26 protein-coding genes are annotated in these 24,450 nt (G+C 43.9%); 19 read left to right on the top strand and 7 right to left on the bottom strand.

Going from position 1 to position 24,450, the window contains the following annotated elements; translation table 11 throughout:
* The first annotated feature begins 26 nt into the window (after nucleotides 1-26).
* Nucleotides 27-338 (top strand): putative quinol monooxygenase, encoded by a 312-nt coding sequence (locus tag LTAR_RS06595; RefSeq protein ID WP_062421380.1) that lies wholly within the window; start codon nucleotides 27-29, stop codon nucleotides 336-338.
* Entirely contained in the window at nucleotides 335-1,492 is a 1,158-nt protein-coding gene (locus LTAR_RS06600; protein WP_062421381.1) for an iron-containing alcohol dehydrogenase, read from the top strand. Before LTAR_RS06595 ends, LTAR_RS06600 begins: the two co-directional genes overlap by 4 nt.
* Before the next feature lie 44 nt (nucleotides 1,493-1,536).
* Here LTAR_RS06600 and LTAR_RS06605 read toward each other — a convergent pair whose 3' ends face one another.
* A complete protein-coding gene (locus LTAR_RS06605; RefSeq protein ID WP_062421382.1) occupies nucleotides 1,537-2,385 on the bottom strand; it encodes a DegV family protein in 849 nt (282 codons plus the stop codon).
* A gap of 83 nt (nucleotides 2,386-2,468) precedes the next feature.
* On the bottom strand, nucleotides 2,469-3,461 hold the full coding sequence (locus LTAR_RS06610; protein WP_062421518.1) for a P1 family peptidase: 993 nt from the start codon (nucleotides 3,459-3,461) through the stop codon (nucleotides 2,469-2,471).
* A gap of 98 nt (nucleotides 3,462-3,559) precedes the next feature.
* On the opposite strand from LTAR_RS06610, the gene gnd reads away from it, so the two are divergent.
* The gene (gene gnd / locus LTAR_RS06615; protein ID WP_062421383.1) at nucleotides 3,560-4,471 is read left to right on the top strand and encodes a phosphogluconate dehydrogenase (NAD(+)-dependent, decarboxylating); all 912 of its coding nucleotides are present in this window, start codon (nucleotides 3,560-3,562) and stop codon (nucleotides 4,469-4,471) included.
* 3 nt (nucleotides 4,472-4,474) lie between these two features.
* A complete protein-coding gene (gene zwf / locus LTAR_RS06620) occupies nucleotides 4,475-5,986 on the top strand; it encodes a glucose-6-phosphate dehydrogenase (RefSeq protein WP_062421384.1) in 1,512 nt (503 codons plus the stop codon).
* Here the strand turns inward: zwf and LTAR_RS06625 are convergent.
* Nucleotides 5,980-6,573 carry a zinc ribbon domain-containing protein gene (locus tag LTAR_RS06625; protein ID WP_081419856.1) on the bottom strand — a complete coding sequence of 198 codons (594 nt, stop codon included), beginning with the start codon at nucleotides 6,571-6,573 and terminating at the stop codon, nucleotides 5,980-5,982. The two genes, zwf and LTAR_RS06625, sit on opposite strands and share 7 nt — an antisense overlap.
* A gap of 84 nt (nucleotides 6,574-6,657) precedes the next feature.
* Between LTAR_RS06625 and LTAR_RS06630 the strand changes: the two genes are divergently transcribed.
* The gene (locus LTAR_RS06630; RefSeq protein WP_062421386.1) at nucleotides 6,658-7,290 is read left to right on the top strand and encodes an SH3 domain-containing protein; all 633 of its coding nucleotides are present in this window, start codon (nucleotides 6,658-6,660) and stop codon (nucleotides 7,288-7,290) included.
* On the opposite strand, the gene LTAR_RS06635 is transcribed toward LTAR_RS06630, so the two are convergent.
* Genes LTAR_RS06635 through LTAR_RS06645 form a run of 3 tightly spaced genes read right to left on the bottom strand, consistent with a single transcriptional unit; the run spans nucleotide 7,287 to nucleotide 9,083 of the window.
* A complete protein-coding gene (locus LTAR_RS06635) occupies nucleotides 7,287-7,940 on the bottom strand; it encodes an alpha/beta hydrolase (RefSeq protein ID WP_062421387.1) in 654 nt (217 codons plus the stop codon). The two genes, LTAR_RS06630 and LTAR_RS06635, sit on opposite strands and share 4 nt — an antisense overlap.
* Complete coding sequence (locus LTAR_RS06640; RefSeq protein WP_062421388.1) at nucleotides 7,918-8,148, bottom strand: hypothetical protein; 231 nt, start codon at nucleotides 8,146-8,148, stop codon at nucleotides 7,918-7,920. The genes LTAR_RS06635 and LTAR_RS06640 overlap by 23 nt, the downstream gene beginning before the upstream one ends.
* Nucleotides 8,145-9,083, bottom strand: a complete 939-nt coding sequence (locus LTAR_RS06645) for a patatin-like phospholipase family protein (protein ID WP_062421389.1) — start codon at nucleotides 9,081-9,083, stop codon at nucleotides 8,145-8,147. The genes LTAR_RS06640 and LTAR_RS06645 overlap by 4 nt, the downstream gene beginning before the upstream one ends.
* Nucleotides 9,084-9,193: 110 nt before the next feature.
* On the opposite strand from LTAR_RS06645, the gene LTAR_RS06650 reads away from it, so the two are divergent.
* Genes LTAR_RS06650 through LTAR_RS06700 form a run of 11 tightly spaced genes read left to right on the top strand, consistent with a single transcriptional unit; the run spans nucleotide 9,194 to nucleotide 18,373 of the window.
* Nucleotides 9,194-10,435 carry an MFS transporter gene (locus LTAR_RS06650; RefSeq protein WP_062421390.1) on the top strand — a complete coding sequence of 414 codons (1,242 nt, stop codon included), beginning with the start codon at nucleotides 9,194-9,196 and terminating at the stop codon, nucleotides 10,433-10,435.
* Between the two features lie 17 nt (nucleotides 10,436-10,452).
* On the top strand, nucleotides 10,453-10,908 hold the full coding sequence (gene smpB / locus LTAR_RS06655) for an SsrA-binding protein SmpB (protein WP_062421391.1): 456 nt from the start codon (nucleotides 10,453-10,455) through the stop codon (nucleotides 10,906-10,908).
* 15 nt (nucleotides 10,909-10,923) lie between these two features.
* The gene (locus LTAR_RS06660; RefSeq protein ID WP_236686582.1) at nucleotides 10,924-11,637 is read left to right on the top strand and encodes a diacylglycerol/polyprenol kinase family protein; all 714 of its coding nucleotides are present in this window, start codon (nucleotides 10,924-10,926) and stop codon (nucleotides 11,635-11,637) included.
* 7 nt (nucleotides 11,638-11,644) lie between these two features.
* Nucleotides 11,645-13,174 (top strand): HAL/PAL/TAL family ammonia-lyase, encoded by a 1,530-nt coding sequence (locus LTAR_RS06665; protein WP_062421392.1) that lies wholly within the window; start codon nucleotides 11,645-11,647, stop codon nucleotides 13,172-13,174.
* A gap of 15 nt (nucleotides 13,175-13,189) precedes the next feature.
* Nucleotides 13,190-14,275 carry a L,D-transpeptidase gene (locus tag LTAR_RS06670; protein WP_158423403.1) on the top strand — a complete coding sequence of 362 codons (1,086 nt, stop codon included), beginning with the start codon at nucleotides 13,190-13,192 and terminating at the stop codon, nucleotides 14,273-14,275.
* A gap of 6 nt (nucleotides 14,276-14,281) precedes the next feature.
* On the top strand, nucleotides 14,282-14,998 hold the full coding sequence (locus LTAR_RS06675; RefSeq protein ID WP_062421394.1) for a cytochrome c biogenesis CcdA family protein: 717 nt from the start codon (nucleotides 14,282-14,284) through the stop codon (nucleotides 14,996-14,998).
* Between the two features lie 7 nt (nucleotides 14,999-15,005).
* Nucleotides 15,006-15,572, top strand: a complete 567-nt coding sequence (locus LTAR_RS06680) for a TlpA family protein disulfide reductase (protein ID WP_062421395.1) — start codon at nucleotides 15,006-15,008, stop codon at nucleotides 15,570-15,572.
* The gene (locus LTAR_RS06685; protein ID WP_062421396.1) at nucleotides 15,566-16,576 is read left to right on the top strand and encodes a DUF2085 domain-containing protein; all 1,011 of its coding nucleotides are present in this window, start codon (nucleotides 15,566-15,568) and stop codon (nucleotides 16,574-16,576) included. The genes LTAR_RS06680 and LTAR_RS06685 overlap by 7 nt, the downstream gene beginning before the upstream one ends.
* 2 nt (nucleotides 16,577-16,578) lie before the next feature.
* Nucleotides 16,579-17,370, top strand: a complete 792-nt coding sequence (gene pgeF, locus LTAR_RS06690) for a peptidoglycan editing factor PgeF (RefSeq protein ID WP_269079264.1) — start codon at nucleotides 16,579-16,581, stop codon at nucleotides 17,368-17,370.
* On the top strand, nucleotides 17,363-18,106 hold the full coding sequence (locus LTAR_RS06695; protein WP_062421398.1) for a YggS family pyridoxal phosphate-dependent enzyme: 744 nt from the start codon (nucleotides 17,363-17,365) through the stop codon (nucleotides 18,104-18,106). Before pgeF ends, LTAR_RS06695 begins: the two co-directional genes overlap by 8 nt.
* Nucleotides 18,107-18,112: 6 nt before the next feature.
* A complete protein-coding gene (locus LTAR_RS06700; RefSeq protein ID WP_062421399.1) occupies nucleotides 18,113-18,373 on the top strand; it encodes a YggT family protein in 261 nt (86 codons plus the stop codon).
* 70 nt (nucleotides 18,374-18,443) lie between these two features.
* On the opposite strand, the gene LTAR_RS06705 is transcribed toward LTAR_RS06700, so the two are convergent.
* Nucleotides 18,444-19,145, bottom strand: a complete 702-nt coding sequence (locus tag LTAR_RS06705; protein WP_062421400.1) for a zinc ribbon domain-containing protein — start codon at nucleotides 19,143-19,145, stop codon at nucleotides 18,444-18,446.
* A gap of 66 nt (nucleotides 19,146-19,211) precedes the next feature.
* Between LTAR_RS06705 and LTAR_RS06710 the strand changes: the two genes are divergently transcribed.
* The 3 genes from LTAR_RS06710 to LTAR_RS06720 are packed head-to-tail and all read left to right on the top strand — an operon-like array spanning nucleotide 19,212 to nucleotide 24,446.
* Complete coding sequence (locus LTAR_RS06710; protein ID WP_062421401.1) at nucleotides 19,212-20,738, top strand: hypothetical protein; 1,527 nt, start codon at nucleotides 19,212-19,214, stop codon at nucleotides 20,736-20,738.
* On the top strand, nucleotides 20,735-22,855 hold the full coding sequence (locus tag LTAR_RS06715) for a glycosyltransferase family protein (protein ID WP_062421402.1): 2,121 nt from the start codon (nucleotides 20,735-20,737) through the stop codon (nucleotides 22,853-22,855). The genes LTAR_RS06710 and LTAR_RS06715 overlap by 4 nt, the downstream gene beginning before the upstream one ends.
* A complete protein-coding gene (locus tag LTAR_RS06720) occupies nucleotides 22,848-24,446 on the top strand; it encodes a hypothetical protein (RefSeq protein WP_062421403.1) in 1,599 nt (532 codons plus the stop codon). Before LTAR_RS06715 ends, LTAR_RS06720 begins: the two co-directional genes overlap by 8 nt.
* Nucleotides 24,447-24,450 lie beyond the last annotated feature (4 nt).

Raw genomic sequence — 24,450 nt, forward strand, 5'->3', positions numbered from 1 at the left:
CAAAAAAGATGAACAAGGAGATTCCCATGCATATCGTCCATGTTTTTGTTCATGTGAAACCTGATCGTATAGGCGAATTTATATCTGCAACCAAAAAAAATGCAGAGAACAGTCTGAAAGAACCTGGTGTAGACCGGTTTGATGTAATTCAGGATGCCAAAGATGATACCCAATTTGTCTTATGTGAGGTTTACAAATCTCCAGAAGATGCAATAAAACACAAGGAAACAGAGCATTATCGTATTTGGAGAGATACTGTGACTGACATGATGGTTGAACCGAGGAACGGGGTACTTTATAAAAACATCTTTCCAGGGGATGACAGGTGGGCTTCATGAATTCTTTTGAATTTGTAACTTCTCCCCGGATTATTTTTGGAAAAGGTTCGCTTAAGAACGGTATTCAGGCAGCCAGTGGATTTGGTAAGAAAGCTTTACTAGTACACGGGACGAAAGCCGCTCCATTGGAGACGATTCTTTCCATTCTTCATTCAGAGAGTATAAAGTATACCGATTTTTGTGTTGACCATGAACCGTCAGTTGAACTTGTGCAACAAATGGTGGCTCTAGCGCGGGCCAATAATTGTGAATTTGTCATTGCATTTGGCGGTGGAAGTGTGCTGGATGCTGGAAAAGCCACATCTGCCATGTTGACCAATGAGGGTGATTTATTGGATTATCTTGAAGTTGTAGGGAAAAATCAACCTCTGCAGAAACCTGCGGCTCCCTGTGTGGCCATTCCGACGACGGCAGGTACTGGTGCTGAAGTTACCCGAAATGCTGTTCTGGCTGTACATGAGAAGAAAGTAAAAGTCAGTCTACGATCTAATTTCATTCTTCCCAGATTGGCAATCATTGATCCGGAATTAACATATTCTCTGCCTCCTCTGGTAACCGCCTACACCGGTTTGGATGCCCTTACCCAGGTGATTGAACCGTTTGTTTCTATAAAATGTAATCCCTTGATGGATGTCATTTGCCGGGATGGAATTATCCGCAGTGCCCGGTCTTTGTATCGGGCATACCAAAATGGATTGGAAGCCGATACCCGGGAAGATCTCAGCCTTACGAGTTTGTATGGAGGTCTGGCGTTAACAAATTCAGGGTTGGGTGCTGTTCATGGTTTCGCAGCTCCCATGGGCGGAATGTATGATGCTCATCATGGAGCCATTTGCGGAATTCTTCTCCCCGAAGTTGTACGTATGAATATTAAGGCCCTCAAAGAAAGAAAAAGCGACAGCCCGGTTTTATCACGATATTCAGAAATTGCCTGCCTGTTGACCGGGAATTCCAACGCCAGAGGAGAGGATGGCGCTGACTGGTTATCTGACCTGGTATCCCGTATGAAAATACCTCATTTATCAGACTATAAAATCCCCAGGGAAGAATTTCCCATAATTGTTGAGAAAGCACAAAAAGCCAGCAGTATGAAGGCCAATCCGATTGTACTTACTGATGAAGAACTAACTGATATTCTTAAGGCGACATATTAATAAAAAATGAGCCTGGTTAGAAATCAGGCTCATTTTTTGTCTATTTATTTGGAGTCACGAATATAACTTACAGCGATGGCTCCCGGACCGGCATGGGTCAATATGGCCGGTGGCAGACCGTAAATAGGTATGTTTTCAAATCCAAGATCAGATTTGAAATGGTCTGTGAGATAGGCGATATCAGCCGGATCGGCTGCTTCGTGAGACAGGCATAGATGGGCGTCACCTGAGTGCGGGCAGTCTTCCATCACAATCTCGATAAGACGGGCCAAAGCTCGTTTTTTCGTACGCTGACTTTCTGCCGGTTCGGTACGACCATTAACAAGGGTCAAGATCGGTTTTACTTGCAAGATTGAACCAAACAACGCCTGAGCACCGCCAATCCGACCGCCTTTATACAGATATTCAAGGGTATCAACGAGGAAATATGTACGGCTGCGGGAAGCCAGATTCGTCACTTTTGTAAAAATTGTATCTGTATCCATTCCGTCTTTTGCGTATTGATTGGCAATTAGAACAAGCTCGCCCAAACCGCCAGCAATTGTTTTTGTATCGAGCACCCGGATATCCACTCCTGGAAATTCCAACGCTGCCACTTCTGCTGATCTGACGGTTCCACTCAAACTGGCAGATGGAGCGATCACAATGGCGGAATTTCCTTCTTCTTTGATCTTTTGATAATATGGGTTATAAAGTTCCGGGGGCGGGGCGGCTGTTTTCGGAAGCTGACTGGAAGAACGCAGTTTCTTTAGAAAAAGGGCTGAATCCATTTCAGAATCATCACGGTAGGATTCATTTCCAAAAATCACAATTTGGGGGAGGAATGGTATGCCCAGGTCTTTTGCCGTGGAAACCGGAATACTGGAAAGCGTATCAGCGATAATCTGGACCATCAAGTCTTCCTTTCTTTACTAAAATGGTGAACGAGCGTTTTCTAAAGAAACTATTATATCTGACTTTTATTATTAAAACTAGATTAGAGAATACTCGAACTGGGTAGACCAGCCGCCGGTTCTGCGGATTTAACTGCATTTATTACAGCCTGTGCCATGGTTTCTGCGGCAAATGCCCCAACAATATTAATATCTGCCTTATGTTTTCCCGTTGCCAGCGCAAAAATGGTATCCCCATCAAACATGGTATGAGCCGGTCGTATGGACAATGCCAGTCCATTATGTGTCATTTGTGCCAGTTTATTTGTCTCTTCCTTATTCAAATTCGCGTTGGTGGCAATGACTCCGATCACAGTATTGGAAGCAGCAGAGGCAAAACCCATGATGGTACGGCCAGCGAAACTTTTCATTACATTCAAGGTATCGGCAAATTTATCTTTACCGCCAATATTTATGGGGCCTGCCTGCATAGGTCGGGCTCCGGCAATAATCTGCCTTGTGGTTGGATCAACAACATCTCCAAATGCATTGACAGCCACCAATGCACTGACGATAACACCACCACCAATTTCCATACTGGCTGATCCAATACCCGATTTCATAGCCTGTTTCATTCCGAATATTTTTCCAACGGTAGCACCTGTTCCGGCTCCCACATTACCCTGTGAAAATTCACCGGATGTTGCGTTCAAACAAGCCTGATACCCCATGTCAGCATCAGGCCGGACAGCCGGATCACCGATACCCAAATCAAATAAAACTGCTGCCGGAACAATAGGCACTCGAACAATCCCGGAATTAAAACCAATACCATGTTCTTCAAGAAATTTCATGACCCCGGTTGCTGCATCGAGGCCAAAAGCCGAACCACCGGTAAGGACTATGGCATTAATCTTATCCACCATGTGCATGGGACGCAGAAGATCTGTTTCTCGAGTACCCGGGGCACCACCTCGTTGATCAACGCCACCAACAGCACCTTTTTCAACGAGAACCACTGTGCAGCCTGTTAGAGCATCAATATTCTGGGCATGTCCTACTTTAATCCCTTCAATATCTGTTAAAAGATTGTGCATTTCAGCCATTATTTTTCCTGCCTGAAAAATTAGAATTATGATGATTATATAATCATCTCATAGGTATTCTTCTTATATAAAAACATTTGGAGTTAACCATGAAGGTTTTCCTGATCGGACTGGGTAAGATGGGTGGAAATATGGCTCGCAGGTGGCTGTTGGCGGGTCATGATGTAATTGGATATGATCGAGATACTACCGTGGCGGAAAAACTGGCAAACGAAGGGAGGCTTATCCCGGTGACCAGTATTGCAGATGGTGTCTCAAAGCTTTCAAAGCCGAGAGTCGTGTGGCTTATGGTTCCTGCGGGCAAGGTAACAGAAGATACGATATTTCAGGTATCTCAATCGTTGTCTAAAGATGATGTGATTGTAGACGGTGGAAACAGCAACTTCAATGATAGTATGCGGATTGCCAGAGAATTGACAGAGAAAGGAATTCACTTTCTGGATGCCGGAGTTTCTGGTGGTGTCTGGGGATTGAAGGAAGGATATTCCATCATGGTGGGTGGAGAAGAGGCAGCCTTCAAAACAATTATTCCTCTCATTAAGTCCCTTGCCCCTTCAGAAACAACCGGCTGGGGGCTGGTTGGACCATCAGGGGCGGGTCATTTTACCAAGATGGTACACAACGGTATTGAATATGGGATGATGGAAGCCTTTGCCGAAGGATATGATCTGATGCAATCACGTAAGGATTTTGATTTAGATCTTCATCAGATTTCAGAAATCTGGCGGCATAGTTCTGTCATTCGTTCCTGGCTGCTTGATCTTATCTCCCTGGCACTTGAAAACGATCAGGAGTTAAGCCATATTCAGCCCTGGATTTCAGATTCGGGAGAAGGACGATGGACGGTTAATGAGGCCATCAAGCAGGATGTACCTGCGCCGGCAATTGCTGCCGCGCTGTTTAGACGGTTTGACAGCCGGGAAGAAAATAGCTATGCATATCGTCTCATTTCTGCCATGCGTAATCAATTTGGCGGACATACCATGAAAACCGAGAAATAAACTATGTTCAATGATTCTGTTACCTGTGAAAGCGCTGGATCAACGGCCTTTATCATTTTTGGGGTAACTGGCGACTTGACCCGAAGAAAATTGATCCCGGCCATCTATGAATTAGCCGCAGGGCATCGTCTACCAGATCCATTCCTTATTATTGGTTTTGCCCGGAGGGATTGGACGGATGAAATCCTAAAACAGAATCTCAAAGAGGGCATCAATCAGTACGCACAAAACCAACCTGTTGACCAGGAACTGGTGAATAAAGTTCTTTCTAATGCCGTTTATGTTTCTTCTAACTTCGATGACCCTGAAGGATATGAAGCACTATCAAGGGTTATTGATGAAAAAGGTATCTGCAACATCATGTACTACCTGGCTACACCGCCAGATGCTTATGAAGGAATTATCAGGCAGATCGGAAAAAGTGATCTTTCGAAGCACAATGGTGGGTGGACTCGTATCGTCATTGAAAAACCATACGGACGTGACCTTGACTCTGCAACTAATTTGGATGAGACAGTTCACGAAGTTTTCCAGGAAAATCAAATATTTCGCATAGATCATTATTTGGGAAAAGAAACAGTACAAAATATCCTCGTATTTCGGTTTGCCAACGGTATTTTTGAGCCTCTTTGGAATAATCATTATGTTGACCATGTTCAAATTACTGTGGCAGAAAAGAATGGCGTTGGTACAAGGGCAGGGTATTACGAAGGAGCGGGTGTTATTCGGGATATTTTCCAAAACCACTTGCTTCAACTACTCAGTCTGACAGCCATGGAAGCACCTGTGGCGTTCAATGATAAGAGCGTACGTGATGAAAAAGTGAAAATCCTGAGGTCATTGCGGCCGATGAAAGATGCAGATGTTCTGGCAAACACATACAGGGCACAATATGCGTCAGGTCTGATTGATGGGCATCGTGTACCCGGATATAAAGATGAAAATGGTGTTGCGTCCAATTCCATTACAGAAACATATATGGCAGCGCGTCTGTTCGTGGACAATTGGCGTTGGGCTGGAGTTCCATTTTATGTTCGCTCTGGCAAACGCATGCCTGCATTTCTCACCGAAATCGCCATTCATTTCAAACAAGTCCCACTGCCGTTGTTTGACTGGCAAAATATGGCTGGAACAGCCCCCAATATTCTTGTGCTCAATCTTCAACCCGATGAAGGAATTACACTGACCTTTGGGGCAAAACGTCCCGGGCCAATTAACCAGATAGCCCCGGCACGGATGGAATTCAATTATCGCAAAGCATTTGGTGGAAATCCGCCTGAAGCCTATGTCAGATTGCTTCAAGATAGTATGGCAGGAGATGCCACACTTTTTACTCGTTCAGATGAGGTAAAAGCAGCATGGGCTTTCACCAATTCAATCCTTGAAGGTTGGGATAAGACTCAGGTGAAAAACCTTCCTGTTTATGAAGCCGGTACGTGGGGACCACCGGGAGCGGATGATTTTATCAGTTCCAATGGCCGGTGCTGGCATGATGTAGAAACAGGCGATCAGTAATCTACAGGTTTGATTGTGCCGCAATTTGGACAATATTTTTCATCAGTTTTGAAAACGTAACCGCACTTACTACATGTATGAGGCTGTATGCCACCCAGCGGTGCCCCGCAGGCTACACAATTTGATTCCCCTACCGGATTGGCGCTGCCGCAATAGTCGCATTCAAGTCTACGCAACCGTTCTGAAAGCTCCTGGCTTGCACCAACCGAACGGGCAAAAGCATCAATACAGTCCCATACCTGCTGGGTTAGTTGAAGAGATTCAATATCTGTGGCGATATCATCCAAACGACCCAGTAAACTCCAGGGATTTCGCAATGCCGAAAAAATGGAGAAACCAAGGCTGGCAGCCACCCCAAAAAGAGCCTGCTGACCAATCTTAACGGAGACACCATCTTCGATCTTCTGAATGATCACCGTCAGGGCTGTTTGACCGCCAGACAGTGTCTCATTGTTGGCAATTTGAACAGCCAGTTGATCATCATTCCCCTGTTTCATGACTCTAAAAGCTCCCCGGTTGAATTGCGAATTCAACACAGTCGCGACATCTACTGGCAGGATACTTCCGTGATAATTCTTCTGGTCCATGTTTAGGTTATAATCAGCCCGTTTCGTATTTTTTTACAATCTCTAATTATATACGCAGGTATAATGTTTTGGTTGTGAATACTTATGAAGAATAAAATTATCCAATGGATATTGATAACAGGTGGAGCATCCTGTCTCTTTTTTATCCTGTTTGTAATGCAAATGACTCCTGTTAAAGCGAGCGGGCTTCCGCAAATGCCAACTGGGTCTATTCCAACAGTAACCAGCACAGCAATGGGTGCTGCTGTTACCGTTAAATTAGATCAGGAACAGATAAATGTTCGATCCGGGCCCGGCACTTTATACCCCAAGGTTGGCGTATTACTGGCAGGACAGGTCATTCCAGCCAAAGGGAAGTCTCCAGGTGGCGAATGGATTCTGGTGGATTACCCAGGTGTAGAAGGTGGTACGGCATGGCTATATGCTCCCCTGGTGGATCTGATGCCCGGGAGCGTATTAAATGTAATTGAACCGCCCCCAACACCAACACCTCTGGTGACGGCAACCATTGATCCTACGCTGGCTGCCCAATTCATTGTTACCAGTGTTCCAACTCGTTTGCCTACTTTTACACCTCCGGCTCCCCTGCAAATCCCCACATTTCAAGCGGTGGATGTGGGAGGCAGCAGGACGGGCGTACCACCAGGTTTGGTTATCATATCCCTGATCATCGTGGGCGCTCTGCTGGGCGTAGTATCTTTTACACAACGGCGCTAATCTTTGAGAAAATTATTTAAACCATTAAAACCGGCGGCACTCAATTTATGTCCGCCGGTCTTTTCATCATATTTAACAATGGCACCCCGGCTGGAGAAAAGGTCAACAGCTTTCCTTGATTCATCAACCGGCACAATATCATCATCTGTATTGTGTGAGATGTACATGTTTAATCCGGAAAAATCCCGATCTTTGATTAGGTCCGACATTCCAGGTGGAAGATAGCCTGCCAGTGGAGCGACCTTCACTGGTGAGGCGTTCAAACACATGGCATATGTCATGGCAGCTCCCTGACTGAATCCAATAATATCCAGACGGGTGACAGACGAGAAATCTGGAACCCAATCAGGCATTCGCTGCATCAGACCATCAGCATTTGCCAGGAAACGGGATATATCCGGTCGTTTACCATCTTCCGGGATTCCCCAGGCATAACCGCCATCCGGAGAGTTCAATGGACCGCGAGGTGCCAACATCCAACAATTTGCCGGCAATTTCCGAGCAAAAATCCACATGATGTTTTCATCTCCGGTCCACCCGTGAAGAAGCAGAACGACCCGGTTATTCCAGGGTTGTGTTGGAGGGCGAACTCGGGCTATCCATCCGTGAGCTTCAACCAGACTTGTTTCATCGAGAATCTTTATTTGCACGTTTTACAATCCAATCCATGAGCCAGATGGCTCCCATTACCAGTAAAATCGGCACCATACCAGCCAGGAGGCAAATGAGCCCCATACCTGCCGCACCGGTTCCATAAATGAGATAGATCAGTCCATCACCAATGATGAATAATATAAGTATTCCACCGATAATCAATCGGGTAACAGTTTGAGAGTCGTACTTTTTTAAGTCAGTCATTCGTTGGGGGTGAACTCTTCGTCTTCTGTTCCAACCAGTCGGGCTGGTAATTCAACTTTTCGAAAATACCGACCGATGGCATTAGGCCAATCCAGGGCTTTTCGAATGTTATCCATTGATTCTTCGACAGCATCTTCTCCGATTTTAATCATTTCTTCGGCATCCACTTTATCAAGGATGTTGAATTTTTCTACCTTCGGCCGTATGATCACTTCTGGTTTATCAATTTTCAAGCGTAATTCTGAAAGCATACGTCCGCTAATATCCATGGAACTGGTATAGATATTCATAGCCTGGGTAATGGCTAATTTCGAAAAAGTTTCCATAATTGGTCTGGGAAGCATGGAGACACTTTCCAAACCGGGTGAAGGTACATGGGCCCAGCCTTCCGGAGAGGGTGAGAGAACTACGGCGATTACCGGCAGAGTAGGTGCCAGCCATCTCACAACACTGACAGGCACTGGATCCAGAACGCCGCCATCTACCAGAAGATTGTCTCCCATTTCTTTGGGAGGAAATACTCCCGGAATGGCCATGGTAGCCAGAACTGCATCCAGAATTTTTCCCTTGCTGATGATGACTTCCTGATAGGCTTTGATATCCACGGCGGTGCAGGCAAATGGAATGGGTAAATCTTCAAAAGCGGTATCGCCCAGCATTTCAACCAATACATTCGCAAACCCTGAAAGATCAAGCAGGGCAGGAGCTTTATTCAAACTGAGTTTGAAGAATTCAGTTTGATCGAGATGAATTATCCGGTTGACCACATCATCCAGAGGTATCCCTTTTGCGATAACAGCACCGATAATACCGCCTGCACTGGTGCCTGCGATCGCTTTAACTGTAAGTCCCTGTTTTTGAAGGCCGCGTAATACACCCAAATGGGCAATCCCTTTTACACCACCACCACCGAGGGCAATTGCGATATCTGGCATGATAAATTCTCCCTAAATTCTTTCAAAACATATGGTTATTATAATCAATCCAACACATAAAAATGTTACAGGCAGTGTATACTTCGTCTCCGTAATTTGAAGGAAAACAGATGAAGGTTGAAATACCCTTATTGACGCGCGTTCGCCGGAATAGACTGGCGAAGAACAGTATCCACCTTTACTTAGATATGCTATGGTTTGGCGTGCTTACAGGTAGCACGTTGGCCTTCTTATCAATTTATGCTGCCCGCATTGGTGGATCAACATTTCAAGTTGGCATGATCAATGGTGCGCAGGCGATTGTTAATTTGCTTGTTGCCCTGCCTGCCGGTCACTTTTTAGCCAAACAACCGGTTGACCGGCTGGAATTTGTTTCAGCCTCGTTGCAAAGAATCTTTTATGGCTTCATGATCTTCATCCCGGTTCTTTTCACACAGGCTGTACAGATGAATATCATATTGATGGTTACATTCATCATGTCTATTCCGGGAACTGCACAAGCCATTGGTTTTAATGCATTGTTTGCCGATTCTATTCCTGTGAATTTTCGAGGCAGGGTAGCCGGTATTCGGAATGCCGTTCTTTCCATTACGACCATTATTACCACACTAGCCTGCGGTCAAATCTTGACTCAGATTGTTTTTCCATTAAATTATCAGATTGTATTTGGAATCGGCTTTTTGGGTGCGGCCATGAGCACAATGCATCTTGCATTTGTTAAACCGGCCTTTAAAGATGAACACGCCATAGAACAGATTCGATATGACGATAGCAAAACAAGCGCTTTCAAAGAATTACTGCGGTTTGATGTATTAAAAGGCCGATATGGCCAAAAAATTGGGCTGCTCTTTTTCTTCCATTTTTCCCAATACCTTGGCATAGCCATCTTTCCCATTTATCAGGTCAATATTATTCATATTTCTGATGAAGTTATTTCCATTGGTACCGGTATCTTTTATGTCTTAATGTTTCTTGTATCCATACGTCTGGAGAAAATTACCCGGAAGTATGGATATAAAAAAGCTCTTGGTTTTGGTGTAGGCTTGCTGGGTTTCTTTCCTGCTTTTCTTGCATTAAGCACAGGACCAACGCTCTATTATGTTGCCAATATTTTTGGGGGAATAGCCTGGGGATTTGTAGGTGGAACCATCTATAATTACGTACTTGAAGCGGCACCACCTGGCGGCAGGGCAGGGTATCTGGCCTGGTATAACCTGGTTTTCAATGCTGGTATTCTGGCGGGATCTCTGGGCGGGCCGTTATTAGGACAGGTTACCGATCTGCACATCGCCCTGTGGATTGTTTCCATTGCCCGGTTATCTGCTGGTCTGGCGCTGTTTACTTTAGGCTAGTATGTTAAAATTGTGCTATGAGCATCAAAGTCGTCGCCAATAACCGAAAGGCTCATTTTGAATACTTCTTATTGGATCGATTTGAAGCCGGCATTTCACTTGCCGGAACAGAAATCAAATCCATTCGTGCCGGTCAAATTAGCCTGGCAGAAGCCTATGTAGAAGTAAATGATCATGAAGCCTGGTTGATAAATTCACATATTGCACCTTATGAAGCGGCCAGCCGCTTTAATCATGACCCGAAACGCCCCCGTAGATTGTTATTGCATAAAAGGGAAATTCGGGAATTGTTTGATTCAGTGCGTCAAAAGGGCGTGACGGTAGTTCCTGTACAGGTTTACCTGAAAGACGGCCGGGCAAAAGTGGAAATCGCCCTGGCTAAAGGTAAGAAGTTATATGACAAGCGCGATGTTATGGCAAAACGTGATGCCGAACGGGAAATCCGTCGCGAACAATCAGGTAAGAACGGGTAGAGGCAAATTTATATAATGATGAATCAATGGCTGGCCATGGTAGTTACACTGGCTCTTGCTGTCAGTTGGCTGCGATTAAATGATTTTTTTGCACATAGAGGATGGATAAGCGGGCCAACCAGCCGGAAGATCATCCATATAGGAACGGGACCGATCTTTGTTATTTGCTGGTTGCTTTTTCCTGATGAAGGATTATCCCGTTATCTGGCTGCCATTATTCCACTGATGATCTCGATGCAATTTTTACTGGTTGGTCTGGGAATAATGAAAGATCAGGCATCTGTAGATGCCATGACCCGACGCGGTGACCGTCGAGAAATCTTACGCGGACCACTCATTTATGGAATAGCATTTGTTTTACTGACTATGATCTATTGGAAGAATTCAGCCACAGGCATTACCGCACTGATGATGCTTAGTGGAGGGGACGGTCTGGCTGATATTATCGGAAAAAGATTTGGGAAGACTCGTCTGTCATGGTCTCCAAATAAAACCTGGGCTGGTTCAGTTGCCATGTTTCTGGGAGGCACCGGATTTGCTCTTTTTGTAATCTTCATCTTTTTGCAGGCAGGTTCATTCACTCAACCTATTCAAACATTTCTTTTACCGATGGTCTGTATCGGAATGGTTTGTACAGCCATCGAATCGCTTCCTGTAGAAGAATATGATAATGTTACCGTACCATTAATGGCTCTCTTATTGGGAAATTGGTTGCTGCCGAAAGGATAATAAAGCTATGATTGAATTGACGGGGTATGACCTGACACTCGATCAAATTGAAGACGCGGCACGAAAAGGGGAGCAAGCACAATTATCCAAACAGGCTGAAGATCAAATCGTTCAATCGCGATCATGGGTTGACGAGATCGTGGCTTCTGAGAAACCTGTGTATGGAATAAACACTGGTTATGGGATTTTTTCTGATCGCCGGATTAATAAACAAGATGCCCGAAAATTAGCCCGGAATTTAATTTTAAGCCATGCTGTGGGAACAGGGAATTATTTACCTGAAGATATTGTCAGAGCAGCTATTTTGATTCGAGCAAATACACTGGCAAAAGGCTTTTCTGGAGCACGACCTGTCCTTATTGAACGATTGCTTGATTTGAATACCCATCGTGTCATTCCTTTAATCCCGGAAAAAGGGTCTATGGGTTCTTCGGGTGATCTGGCACCTCTCTGTCACCTTGGTTTAATCCTAACACGTGATGATGATGATAACGAAGCACTTTCTGGTGAGGCTATATTTCATGGACAGACAATGTCTGGGAAAGCTGCCATGCAGGCGGCTGGATTGGAAAGGATCATCCTTCAACCCAAAGAAGGTCTGGCGTTAAGCAATGGGGCAACATTTTCTGCCGCCATTGCTGCACTCTGTGTTATTGATTTTGAATATTACTTGAGACTGGCTGACCTCGCTGTTTCCATGACCCTTGAATCTGTCAAAGGATGTTCGTCTGCATTTGATGAACGGCTTCATAACGCAAGAGGCCATAAAGGGCAGATCGAGTCTGCCCGGAGGATTCGGTCAAATACTATTGGCAGTACTCTGGTAGATTCGGCTGGTCGGGTTCAGGATGCATATTCCATACGGTGTGCCCCTCAGGTTCATGGAGCCAGTCAAGATGCTTTGAACTATGTTAAAGGATTAATAGAAATTGAAATTAATGCAGCCACAGATAATCCATTGTTATTTGAATCGGGGAGTGCAATTTCTGGAGGAAATTTCCATGGAGAACCGATCGCCCAGGCAATGGATGTTTTGAAAATCGCCGCGGCTGAAATTGGGGCTATCTCTGAACGCCGTATTTTCCGTCTTCTCGATGGAAATTTGAACAGTGGTTTACCTTCGATGCTCGTGGATTCTCAGGTAGATGCAGGGTTAAATTCCGGCCTGATGATGCTGCAATACACCGCAGCTTCTCTTGTACTGGAGAATCAAGCACTGGCAGCCCCTGATTCCGTCTATTCACTGCCTACCTCGGCAAATCAGGAAGATCACAACGCTAATTCCATGAATGCAGCCCGTCATGCTCGGAGTCTATTGGAGAATCTGAAGCACATTCTGGCAAGCGAATTATTTACAGCATCCCGTGCATTGACACAACGTTTACGCGACGAGAAAAACACCCATCTGGGAAAAGGTACAGGATATAATTACGAACTTATTAGAAACCTTATACCTTATGAGGCTGGCGATACATACTGGGAACCAGGAATAGTTAGAATTAAAGAAATGATTGATCGGAAAGAATTCACCGGTTAAATGGTTGGAATTATTATGACGAATAAAATCAGTCGAAGAGATTTCTTGAAATTTTCTGTTGCAGGTTTTGGTCTTGTGGCAATCAAACCCCGGCTGGATTGGCTGCAACCTGTGCAAGAGATCCCTCAAGGGGAAAACCTGGGACGAATATGTGTGGGTTCAGTAAATTTGCGAATAAGGCCGTCTGCTGATGCGCAATCTGTCGGGAAGTTGTATCAGGATCAACTGGTTCAATGGAACCGAACAGTCGTTGGAGAACTGCCCACTGGATTAATGAACAGAACCTGGGTGGAAACTCCAAATGGCTATCTGTTCGCTGGAAGTGTTCAACCAGTGAAAAATAATCCCAACCAACCGGTTTCCACTTTGCCATCCAATGAAAAAGAAAAAGGTATGTGGGTGGAAGTCACTGTCCCTATTGTCGACCTGTCATTGGTCAATACTGTAGCTGTGGGGAATTGGATTAATGTTGTCCAATACCCACGGCTGTACTACAGCCAGGTAATCTGGGTGGATGATATCCGGACAACTTCTGAGGGCAAAGTCCAATATCGAGTAAATGAGAAATATGGAAACCCTGGTGATATTTTCTGGGCGGCAGCCGAAGCGTTCCGTCCAATCACAGCAGACGAATTATCGCCGATCAATCCGGATGTTTCTGACAAACGGATCGAGGTCAGTGTAGCTGAGCAAACCCTGTCTTGTTTTGAAGGCAAAAAGGAAGTGTATTTCTGTCGTGTTTCCACTGGTGCAAAATATGATGCCGATGGAAAGTTAGTGGACAACTGGATGACTCCACCGGGACCGCATCCGATCTGGCGGAAATTATTATCCATCCATATGGCGGGTGGAGCCACCGGTAATGGTTGGGATACTCCCGGTATTGCCTGGACAAGCCTTTTTTCTGGCGAAGGCGTAGCCATTCATTCCACTTTCTGGCATAACAACTATGGAATGCCGGTATCGCATGGATGCGTAAATGCCTCACCGGAAGACTCAAAATGGATTTTCCGTTGGACTACTCCAACAGTATCATATTATCCCGGTGATTTAACGGTTTCTATGCCGGGTGGAACAATTGTCAATGTAACTGATGGATAAATACAAGTGACAGTGACTATAGGGCTGGCTTTTATTGCCGGCCTGGCATCTTTCTTTACTCCCTGCGTTATATCCCTGATGCCGGCATATATCGGGTATCTGGGTGGGAGAGCTGCTTCAAATTCGACGGATGAAGTCCTGGCAAACCGATGGATGATTATTAGCCATGGGCTGTTTTTTATACTTGGATTCAGCCTTGTGTTTATTGGATTGGGTTTGGCTGCCTCTGCCATCGGGGTTTTACTGTTTGGTATACGGATTTGGCTGGCCAGAATTGGTGGTATTCTCGTTATATTATTCGGTTTGCATTTGATTGGAGTGTTGCACATTCAATGGCTGGATTATGATTTACGGCCAACAACAAAAATTGAAAAAAATCAGGGATTATTCTCCTCGTTTTTAATGGGAGTATTTTTTTCCGCCGGTTGGTCTCCTTGTGTCGGTCCGATTCTGGGAGGAATACTGACTCTGGCAGCAAATGAAACTTCGATTTCTACCGGTTTCTGGTTGTTGACAGCCTACTCTTTAGGATTTGCCATTCCATTTTTATTAATGGCCATAGGGATAAACTGGATAAAGAATTATTGGAAATTCCCCAACCGGATTGCTCATTCCATTGAAATCATGATGGGTATCGTTCTTGTTGTGCTTGGAATATTGCTTCTTACCGGTTTGTATGAACAGCTTGCCATATTAGGATCAGGGATAAATCTAGGGATATAGGCTTATCGTGAAACTGTTAAAGAACTGGTATTACGTTATTTTTATTTTGCTGGTTATCTGGTTGATTGTGGATAATATCCAAACCAGGATGAATGAATCCAATCAAAAAACAGAAAGCAGTAATCCGTTTGCCTATCTGGTAAAGAAACCTAAGATTGGCTCACCAGTTCCTGACTTTGAATTATCTGACATAACTGGAAAAAAATACAAGATTCAAGATTTGAATGGAAAACCGGTGGTGATTAATTTTTGGGCTACCTGGTGTCCGCCTTGCAAATCTGAGTTGCCTCTTTTCCAGGACTTGAAAGCAATCCATTCTGATGACCTGGTAATCTTGGCTGTCAATATTCAAGAATCAAAAGTAACAGTAGCATCATTCATTGAAAATAACAAATATAATTTCCCTGTTCTATTGGATGAAAATGGCATGGTTACGGATGAATTTGGTGTATTTGCCTATCCTGCCACCTTTTTTATTGATAAAGAAGGTATCATTCGATCTCATTATGTTGGACAGTTGAATAAAGAATTGCTACAGAAAAATCTTGAAACCATTGGAATTGACGCATGGTAACAGTAACCCTCTACCGCAAGTCTGACAGTCAGGGATGTGACGAAGTTTTACTTTTTTTGAATGAGTTACAGGCAGATTATCCACATCAACTGGCTGTTGTTGATGCAGACCAAATTGAAATGGACCGACATGTGGAAGCCAGGACTCAATTTCCCTATATTAAAATCGGGCCATATGTAATTCATGCACCTTTTAGAAAAATGGATTTACAAATCGCCCTCGGTGCATCCATCGACCGGGCCAAACATCTTGAGAATGTTGGTGATAAAACATATCATCAGCGGATCACCCGGGGGCATACGATTTCAAAAACAGACCGTTTTTCATACTGGCTAAGTAAACACCTTATGTTGCTTGTCAATTTAGGTATCTTCTTGTATGCCGGATTGCCATTTCTGGCTCCAGTTCTTATGAAAATTGATCTGGTGGCTCCTGCCAGAGTAATTTATGCCATGTATTCACCGCTTTGCCATCAATTGGGATTCCGTTCCTGGTTCCTTTTTGGCGAACAGTTTTATTATCCTCGTGATCTCGCGCATATTCCCGGTGTAAAAACATTTGAAGAAGAAACTGGGATTACATCGAAAGACATTTTTGAAGCCCGTGCTTTTATTGGGAATGAAAAGATGGGTTACAAAGTTGCACTTTGTGAACGAGATACGGCGATTTACGGCAGTATGCTCTTATTTGGTTTGATATTCGCCCTGACAGGGAAGAAAATCAAACCCATACGATGGTATTTCTGGTTGGCTTTTGGGTTGATGCCAATTGCATTGGACGGGTTTTCTCAATTACCCGGCCTGGCCGGGGGATTGCCGTCATGGGTTCTTCTTCGGGAAAGCACACCTTTACTGCGTGTAGTGACCGGTGCTTTGTTTGGAGGTACAACAGCCTGGTATCTTTACCCATTGTTGGAAGAATCGATGCATGAAACCAGAACGCTGTTGGGTGCAAAAATGGCGATTGCAGATCAGATATCTGGTTCAACAGAAACAAAATCATGACAATGAAAAAATCTGGTGGACTTTCGTATTTTGAATTTGAATCCTTTTCAAGATTTCCTGTTCATCAAGGGATTTTTTCCCGGAACGGGGGAGTGAGCCCGGAACCCTGGCGGTCATTGAATCTGGGTGGACTGAGTGGCGATACACGCGAAAATATTATCGAAAACCGAAGACGGATTTTTTCCTGTTTTAACCTGCCAGTTGAATCCATCTTTGATGTCTGGCAGGTACATGGCAACAGGGCAATTTGTACAGAATCTCCCCGTCCGTTGGATCAGGAGCATGAAAAGGCAGATGCCATATTTACCAACAAACCGGGGATCACCCTCTTTATGCGTTTTGCCGATTGTGTACCGTTATTTTTTTATGACCCCCAAAAGCACTGCATCGGAGTTGCTCATGCAGGTCGAATCGGCACATTGAATCGTATTGCTGCGGATTGTGTTAAAACTATGCAGATGAATTTCGGTTCAAATCCAGAAGATATTTATGTTGGCATAGGTCCGTCTATTGGACCTGACCATTATGAAGTCAAAGAGGATGTTATTCAACATGCAGAAATTTGCTTCAACAATCTCGATAACATTTTAGAGACTGATATCAACGGGAAAACGACCTTGAATCTTTGGGAAGCAAATCGACGTATTCTGATTGAAAGTGGTGTGAAGAATATTGAACTAGCCGGGATCTGTACCGCCTGCCATACCAGGGATTGGTTTTCACACAGAGCTGAAAATGGAAATACCGGACGTTTTGGTGCCCTGCTGGCATTGAACGAGGAAAAAAATGTCTGAAATCCTTACATCTACCATAGCCGATCGTTATAAGAGAATCAGCGAGAGACTTCAAATTGCCATTACAGCTGCCGGAAGACCGATGGATTCTGTCAAAATGCTTGTGGTTACCAAAGGGCAACCTGTAGAAAAAATCGTCGAAGCCTATAATGCCGGAGCACGTTTATTTGGAGAAAACTATCCTGAAGAAACTGCCAGAAAACTTAATACATTAACTGCTTATACGGATCTTCAAATTCATATGATAGGACATCTGCAAAGCCGAAAAGCCAGAGTGGTAGCAGAGTCCTTCTGTTATATGCATTCTTTGGACAGGGTTTCCATTGCTCAAAAATTGAATCAAGAATTGGAATCCACAGGCCGAACTTTACCAGTACTATTGGAAATGAATGTATCAGGTGAAGAATCAAAACAGGGTTTCAATGCGTGGGATCCGCAACAATGGGGGAACTTACTAGATGAAATTGGGCAGATTGCTGCCTGTAAATCTCTTGAAATCCATGGATTGATGACCATGCCGCCCTTATCTGCCGAGGCAGAAGCGGTTCGTCCATATTTCCAAAAGTTGAGTAAACTACGTGAGTATTTGACCTTTCAAATGCCTTCGATTGATTGGTCAGAGCTCTCGATGGGAACCAGTTCTGATTTTGAAACGGCAGTACAGGAAGGCGCTACATTCATTCGGGTAGGGACAGCTATCATGGGCCCCCGAACATACAAAAAACTTTCTATTTGAGGAAAAATGGGAGATATCCTTTTTACATCACTATCACTCTTTTTTAGGGTAATTTCATTTATTGTGATCATCGATGTGCTGCTGTCATATTTTATGTCACCATACCACCCGGTACGGTCATTTTTAGACAAAATCGTAGAACCCTTACTCGATCCAATACGGCGTGTTGTTCCATCAATGGCCGGATTGGATTTTTCACCTGTGATATTGATTATCATCTTGCAGGTACTGGAATCAATAGCTGCATCACTGACTCGAGGAATGTGATCTATCGGGAATTTTTTGTGAAGATAATAATCAAACGAGAAGCAGGTAGATTTCTCTTATAGAAAAAGATTTATCCGGCATATAAAATTCGGCCGCAGGATGTACAAATGACCAATCTCTGAGGAGATCTGGCAGCCTGCCAGTCTGCCGGGGTAAGAGTGGCTCCACAGGCGCTACAGGCCTGATCAGTTACGAGTGCAACGGCTAATCCACGTTTGGATTTTCGAAGAGAATCATATTTTTCCAATGAAATCGAATCCACGTTCTGAATAGCTGCCAGACGTTCAGTCTGCAAATTTTCCTTCTTTTTTTCCAGGGAAGAATTTTCACCTTTTAATCCGGCAACACGGGTGGCAAAGACTGATTGCGCTTTCGTTAATTCCACCTCTATTTCGGCACGTTTCTTCTCTAAATCTTCCACCTGTATCATGGTTTTAAACTGCTCGTCATCGAGAGCAGATATTTGTTTCTTTAGGGAAGCAATATCATTTTGAAGGTCCTGGAGTTCGCGGGGTAAACGAACTTTCCCGCCATATAAGGCATGCTCGTCTTCCTGTAGTTTTAATTGAAGCTGGGAATTTTTCTCTTCCAGTTTACGTAAGATTCCTGCGACCGAATTCAATTCGGTAGTTATTCCATCAAGTCGGTGCTGAACTTCCTCTACCAATGATTCATCTTGAATCAACCGGATAATTTCCTGCTGTCGTTGATTGATATGGTCAAGTTCAGTATCTATTTTCTGGAGTCTTGATAGTTGAAACGCTGGGTTCATCGTATTCTCTTGGAAATATGGTGGGAATGAGCAATCAAAGTGGAAGAGCGATAGAATTATATTACCATGAAGAACAGATACCGCTCTTTTTTCATAGCCGCCCTTCTCGTGGTGTCTGCTTTACCGGATATCATCGGTTGTATCCGTTCAGTCTCAGAACTTTCATATAGCGGACTGGTTTTCAACCCGATTGATGGGTATTCTTATCTGGCAAAAATGCAGATTGGCAAATCGGGTGAATGGTTGTTCACTCTGCCATTTACGGCGAATCCTGGCGAGGGAAGGTTATTATTTCCATTCTATATCGCATCAGGGCATATTTTCGGCTGGTTGGGTATTCCCTTATCCGTGGGATTTGTCGTACTGAGATTGTTATGTTTTGGATTGCTTATCCTTTCTTTGATTCGATTGTCAGAGAAGGTGTTCAATGATAATTTTTCTCTCATTTTTCTTGTCCTCACGGCAGGCGGTGGGCTTGGATGGTTGTTATTGCCAACAGGCAATTTCGGTGCTGATTTCTGGGTGGCTGAAGCTTTTCCATTTCTATCCGGTTTAGCCAACCCTCATTTTCCGCTTGCATTATGTCTGATGGTCTTCACAATACTTCTTTTTTCTGATTCTAATCAAGCCGCGAAGTATCCAGGCATAATGTTCTGTGGTTTTTTCCTATCAATACTATCCCCGTTTGGATTTTTCGTTAGTTGCGGTGTGTTGTCAATCAGCTGGTTATGGGAAAGAATAAATGGCCGCCAATCAGTCATTTGGCCTTTGTTAATCTTTCTGTTCTCAGGAATACCTTACGCAGCCTACCAATACTGGGCGGTAAATTCAACCCCTGAATTTGCTGCCTGGACCGCGCAGAACCAGACTCCTTCTCCAGCAGTCTGGGATGTCGCCCTGACGTTTTCTCCCTGGATTGTATTAATTGTTTTAGGATGGCGGGGAATCTGGGCTCAAAACGAAAATCCAATCATCAGAAAATTAATTATCTGGATGGTTGTGGGATTGGTTCTGACGGTTATCCCTTTCAATTTACAGCGAAGATTCCTCATCGGTTTGTATATTCCTATTGCTTGCCTTGGATTTCTTGGATTGGACAGGGCAGCCAGTACTATCAAAATACAGGCAAGAAAACTGGCTGTAATTTGCACGGCTCTTTCATTAATTACGCCTTTTTTATTAGTTGTCATGACGTCCAGCGTCATAGCCTCACATAACCCACTTTATTATTTTCAACCTGGAGAAGTATCCGCCATCCAATGGTTATCAAAACAAGATGGGGGTAGAGATCTGGTACTGGCTGACGGACAAACAGGCAGTCTCATTCCAGCTATCAGCCGGCTGCGGGTTTTATATGGACATCCTTTTGAAACGATCGATGCAGAAAATAAAAAAGACCAAGTAGAGGATTTCTTTTCGGGGAAAATGACTCGGGATGAAGAAGAAAAATACTTGAAGGAGAACTCTATCAAGTGGATTTTTTATGGTTCCAGGGAACAAAATCTTGGAAAACCCGATATCCTGAAGGACAAGAATCCTATAAAACAATTTGAAAACGTATCAATTTTCTCTGTAACGGAGTTAGTCCGATGAAAATTTGGCGATGGAAGTTTTTTGCACTTCTCCTGCCGGCTGTTCCAATTTTGCTCGCATGGAATCAATTTATTGTTCCATCAGGAACACATGTTTCCGATATTCTGATTTCCCATTACCCCAATTTATTGTTAATTCAAAGGTCTCTGGCATCAGGTGGTGGGTTTCCGTTATGGTCACCATTGATTCTTAGTGGTTATCCGCTTGACGCCAATCCACTATCAACACTATGGTACCCTCCGGCATGGATAAGTCTATTATTCTCTCTTCCCCTGGGAATAAATCTCGTTATGGCGTTACATATCATTATAGGGGTAGCCGGGTACTGGCAATTACTTCGGAGATTGAACCTTTCAACAGGTATCACTTTTTTGGGCAGTATCCTATTTGGTTTTTTACCAGCCGGTTATGCCCATATCATTGCCGGACATTTCACATGGATCTGTGCGGCTGCCTGGTTCCCCTGGTTGGCGGCATTTTCAATTCAAAAAGCCAGATCAAAATGGGAAAGGATTTCCCTTCCGGCATTTTGTTTCGGGTTGATGATGTTGGCAGATTTGAGGTTTTCTGCCTATGCCGGCGCCTTCTGGATAATTCTATTGGCAGCAAGAATGTTTATCAATACACCAAACCATTCGAGAAGAGACCGGCTAATTCCTATGATTCGTGCTGGTGGAATAGTAGTGCTTGCTGCAGGGATGAGCGCCATTGTGTGGTTGCCGTTATTGGAATACACAGGTGCAAGTACACGTGTTCTGATGGGCAATGACGATATTTTCTATCTATCCTTACCTCCCGTTCAACTGACAGGACTGGTTGTACCAGGTCATCCAACTTCCATGGAGTGGATTTTTTACCCGGGATCAGTCTGCCTTTTACTCGGGATGATTGCATATTCTTTTATCAAAGAAAAGAGAGACCTATGGGTGTGGACAGGTTTATCTGTGCTTTTTCTCCTGTGGTCTTTTGGTGATGCGATCCCGGTTAATCGTTGGCTGGTTGGACTACCCGGACTGTCATTATTGCGTGTACCTGCCCGCGGACTGTACTTCTTCAATTTTGCCCTACTTACTGGTGCCATGATTTCTCTTGATCATCTTATAGAGCATAATCCTGAAAAAGCTGTTTTCCTCAGGTTATCAACTCTTTTCTTTACTATTTTGGTGATCTTATTACAAGTGTTTATTATTGTTACCAATCCTGAGAAGAACGGCTTTTTAATCTGGCATATGATTTTCTGGATAATCGCAGCCAGTTTAATCTTGTTATATTCTTACCGGAAGATAACAGCAAAGTTGTTTCTACTTGGAGTGTTTACAGTGGCGATTTCAGATGCTGCCTTTGTGTGCATCCGCCTCATGGACCGGCTGCCTGTCACAGAAGCTCTCTCGTTAGGCCAGGCAGAAGCCAGATATGTAATTTCAGAAGGAAAAAACACTGGGCGGATTTTCTCACCTTCCTATTCCATTCCTCAGCAAACTGCCGCATTTTGGGGATTGGAAATAGCCGATGGAATAGATCCTTTGCAACTTCGGACTTATTCAAACTTTATCCATGACTCCAATGTGATTGTTGACGATAATTATTCTGTTACTCTCCCGCCGTTTAAATCAGGTGATCCTTCGATAGATAATATTGACATAAAACCTGATGCCAGAGCGTTGGGACTTCTCAATATACATTACCTTGTTTCATCATTTCCCATTAAACAGGATGGATGGTCATTATCCAAACAATTGGATCATGCCTATATTTATAAAAACCCGATGGCACGAGGTTGGGCATGGCTTGAGAATGGAGATGATGGAGAATCATATTTATCCATTGGAAATGACCAGATTTCCAGGCAGAATAACAGAATCACCATACAAACTACAGGCCCGGGCAAACTGGTTGCCTCTGAGATTAATTATCCTGGATGGCAGGTGTGGGTAGATGGCAAATTAGCCCAGATTCAACCAGCTTATACGATATTACGTTCTGTATCATTAGAAGGTGGGCCACATAAGGTTGAATTTGTATATTATCCGGTTACCCTGATTATCGGAGCCATTGTAAGTCTTGTTTCCATTTTGATCATTTTTTTGCTTTCAAAAAAGACTATCGCCTATGTTTGAAAAAGAAAACCGTCGCTGGTTAATTTCTGCTTCGATCATTATCCTATTTTTTACTTCTGTCCCCTATCTCATGGGATATTTCAAACAGGGAACAGAATGGCACTTCACAGGATTCCTTTTCGGTGTAGAAGATGGCAACTCTTATATTGCTAAAATGCTGTCTGGTACGTATGGAAGCTGGTTATTTAAATCGCCATATACTGCCATACCTCAAAAGGGTGTCCTGGCGTTCTTACCGTATATTATTATGGGAAAATTAGCCTTTCCACCGGAGGTTCATGACCAGCTTGTAGCACTTTTTCAGATTTTCCGGTGGGTTGCGGGAGGATTACTGATTTTTTCTGTATATTTATTCGCCGGCCTCTTTAGTGCGAATGAAAACCAGAAACGTTGGGCTTCTCTGGTAATTCTTCTTGGCGGCGGTCTCGGCTGGATCGGTTGGATGATGCTGCCGGAAACAGGAGCCTGGAGACTTCCACTTGAAGTATATTCCCCTGAGGCATTCGGCTTCCTGTCAATTCTTGGATTACCACATCTCGCGGCAGCGCGCGCTTTTCTTTTATTCGGTTTATTCTTTTATATAAAGGAAGAACATAGGTCTTCAGTAGTAGGCGATTCCGTCAAAGGAGGTTTATGTTGGTTGACGGCTGGTTTTTTCCAACCTCTGGCTATTGTTGTTGGTTATGGAATACTGGCATGGCATATTTTGTTGGTTTTTTTGATCAATAGGAATAATCGCTTAAAAGAATTCGAGAAATACTTAAAAAAAGCCATAATTCTTGGTTCTATTTCAGTACCGTGGGTGATCTACAATTTCCTTTTCTTCCAATCAGATGATTACTTAAGAGCATGGTACACACAGAATGTGATCCAATCACCGCCAATTTGGGATTACCTGTGGTCATTTGGACTATTTCTCGGAGCCTCAATCCCTGCTGTTATCTGGATAATTCGTAATAAAAGAGAACAACAATCAATTCTTCTTGCATGGGTACTCAGCGCCTGTTCTCTGGCATATTTCCCCTATAATGTTCAACGACGGTTTATTGATGGCATCTGGATTGCATTGGTCTTGTTGGTGTTTCTCTCTTATGAACTAGTGCAAAAAAACGTATGGAAGAACGTGATAAAAATTCTTGTCGGTTCGACAGGTGCGGCTACACTGTTGGTTTTAATGGTCATCCTGAAGGGTGTATGGACACTTCAAATGCCAGTCTACCGGCCGGCGGGTGAAGTACAGTTTTTCAACACCATCATTGACAGAATTAAACCGGGCAGCATCGTGTTATGCAGTTATGAAACAGCCAACACATTACCTGCCTGGGATCCCGTTTTTGTACTTGCCGGTCATGGACCAGAAAGTGCGAACCTGTCCACAGTATTACCAGAAGTGAAAGATTTCTTTTCGGGTCAAAAGGACATTGAGTGGCAAAAGAATTTTATTAAACAATATTCCATCAACTTCATAATTTCTGGTCCACTCGAACAAAAACTTGGTGTTTGGGAACAGAAGTACGCCCGCCATTACACGCAAGTAGTGGAAGTAAACGGGTATTCAGTTTATCGATCGGAACCTATAAATGGTGAGTAAGGGA

The sequence above is a fragment of the Leptolinea tardivitalis genome (assembly GCF_001050275.1).
Lineage (GTDB): Bacteria > Chloroflexota > Anaerolineae > Anaerolineales > Anaerolineaceae > Leptolinea > Leptolinea tardivitalis.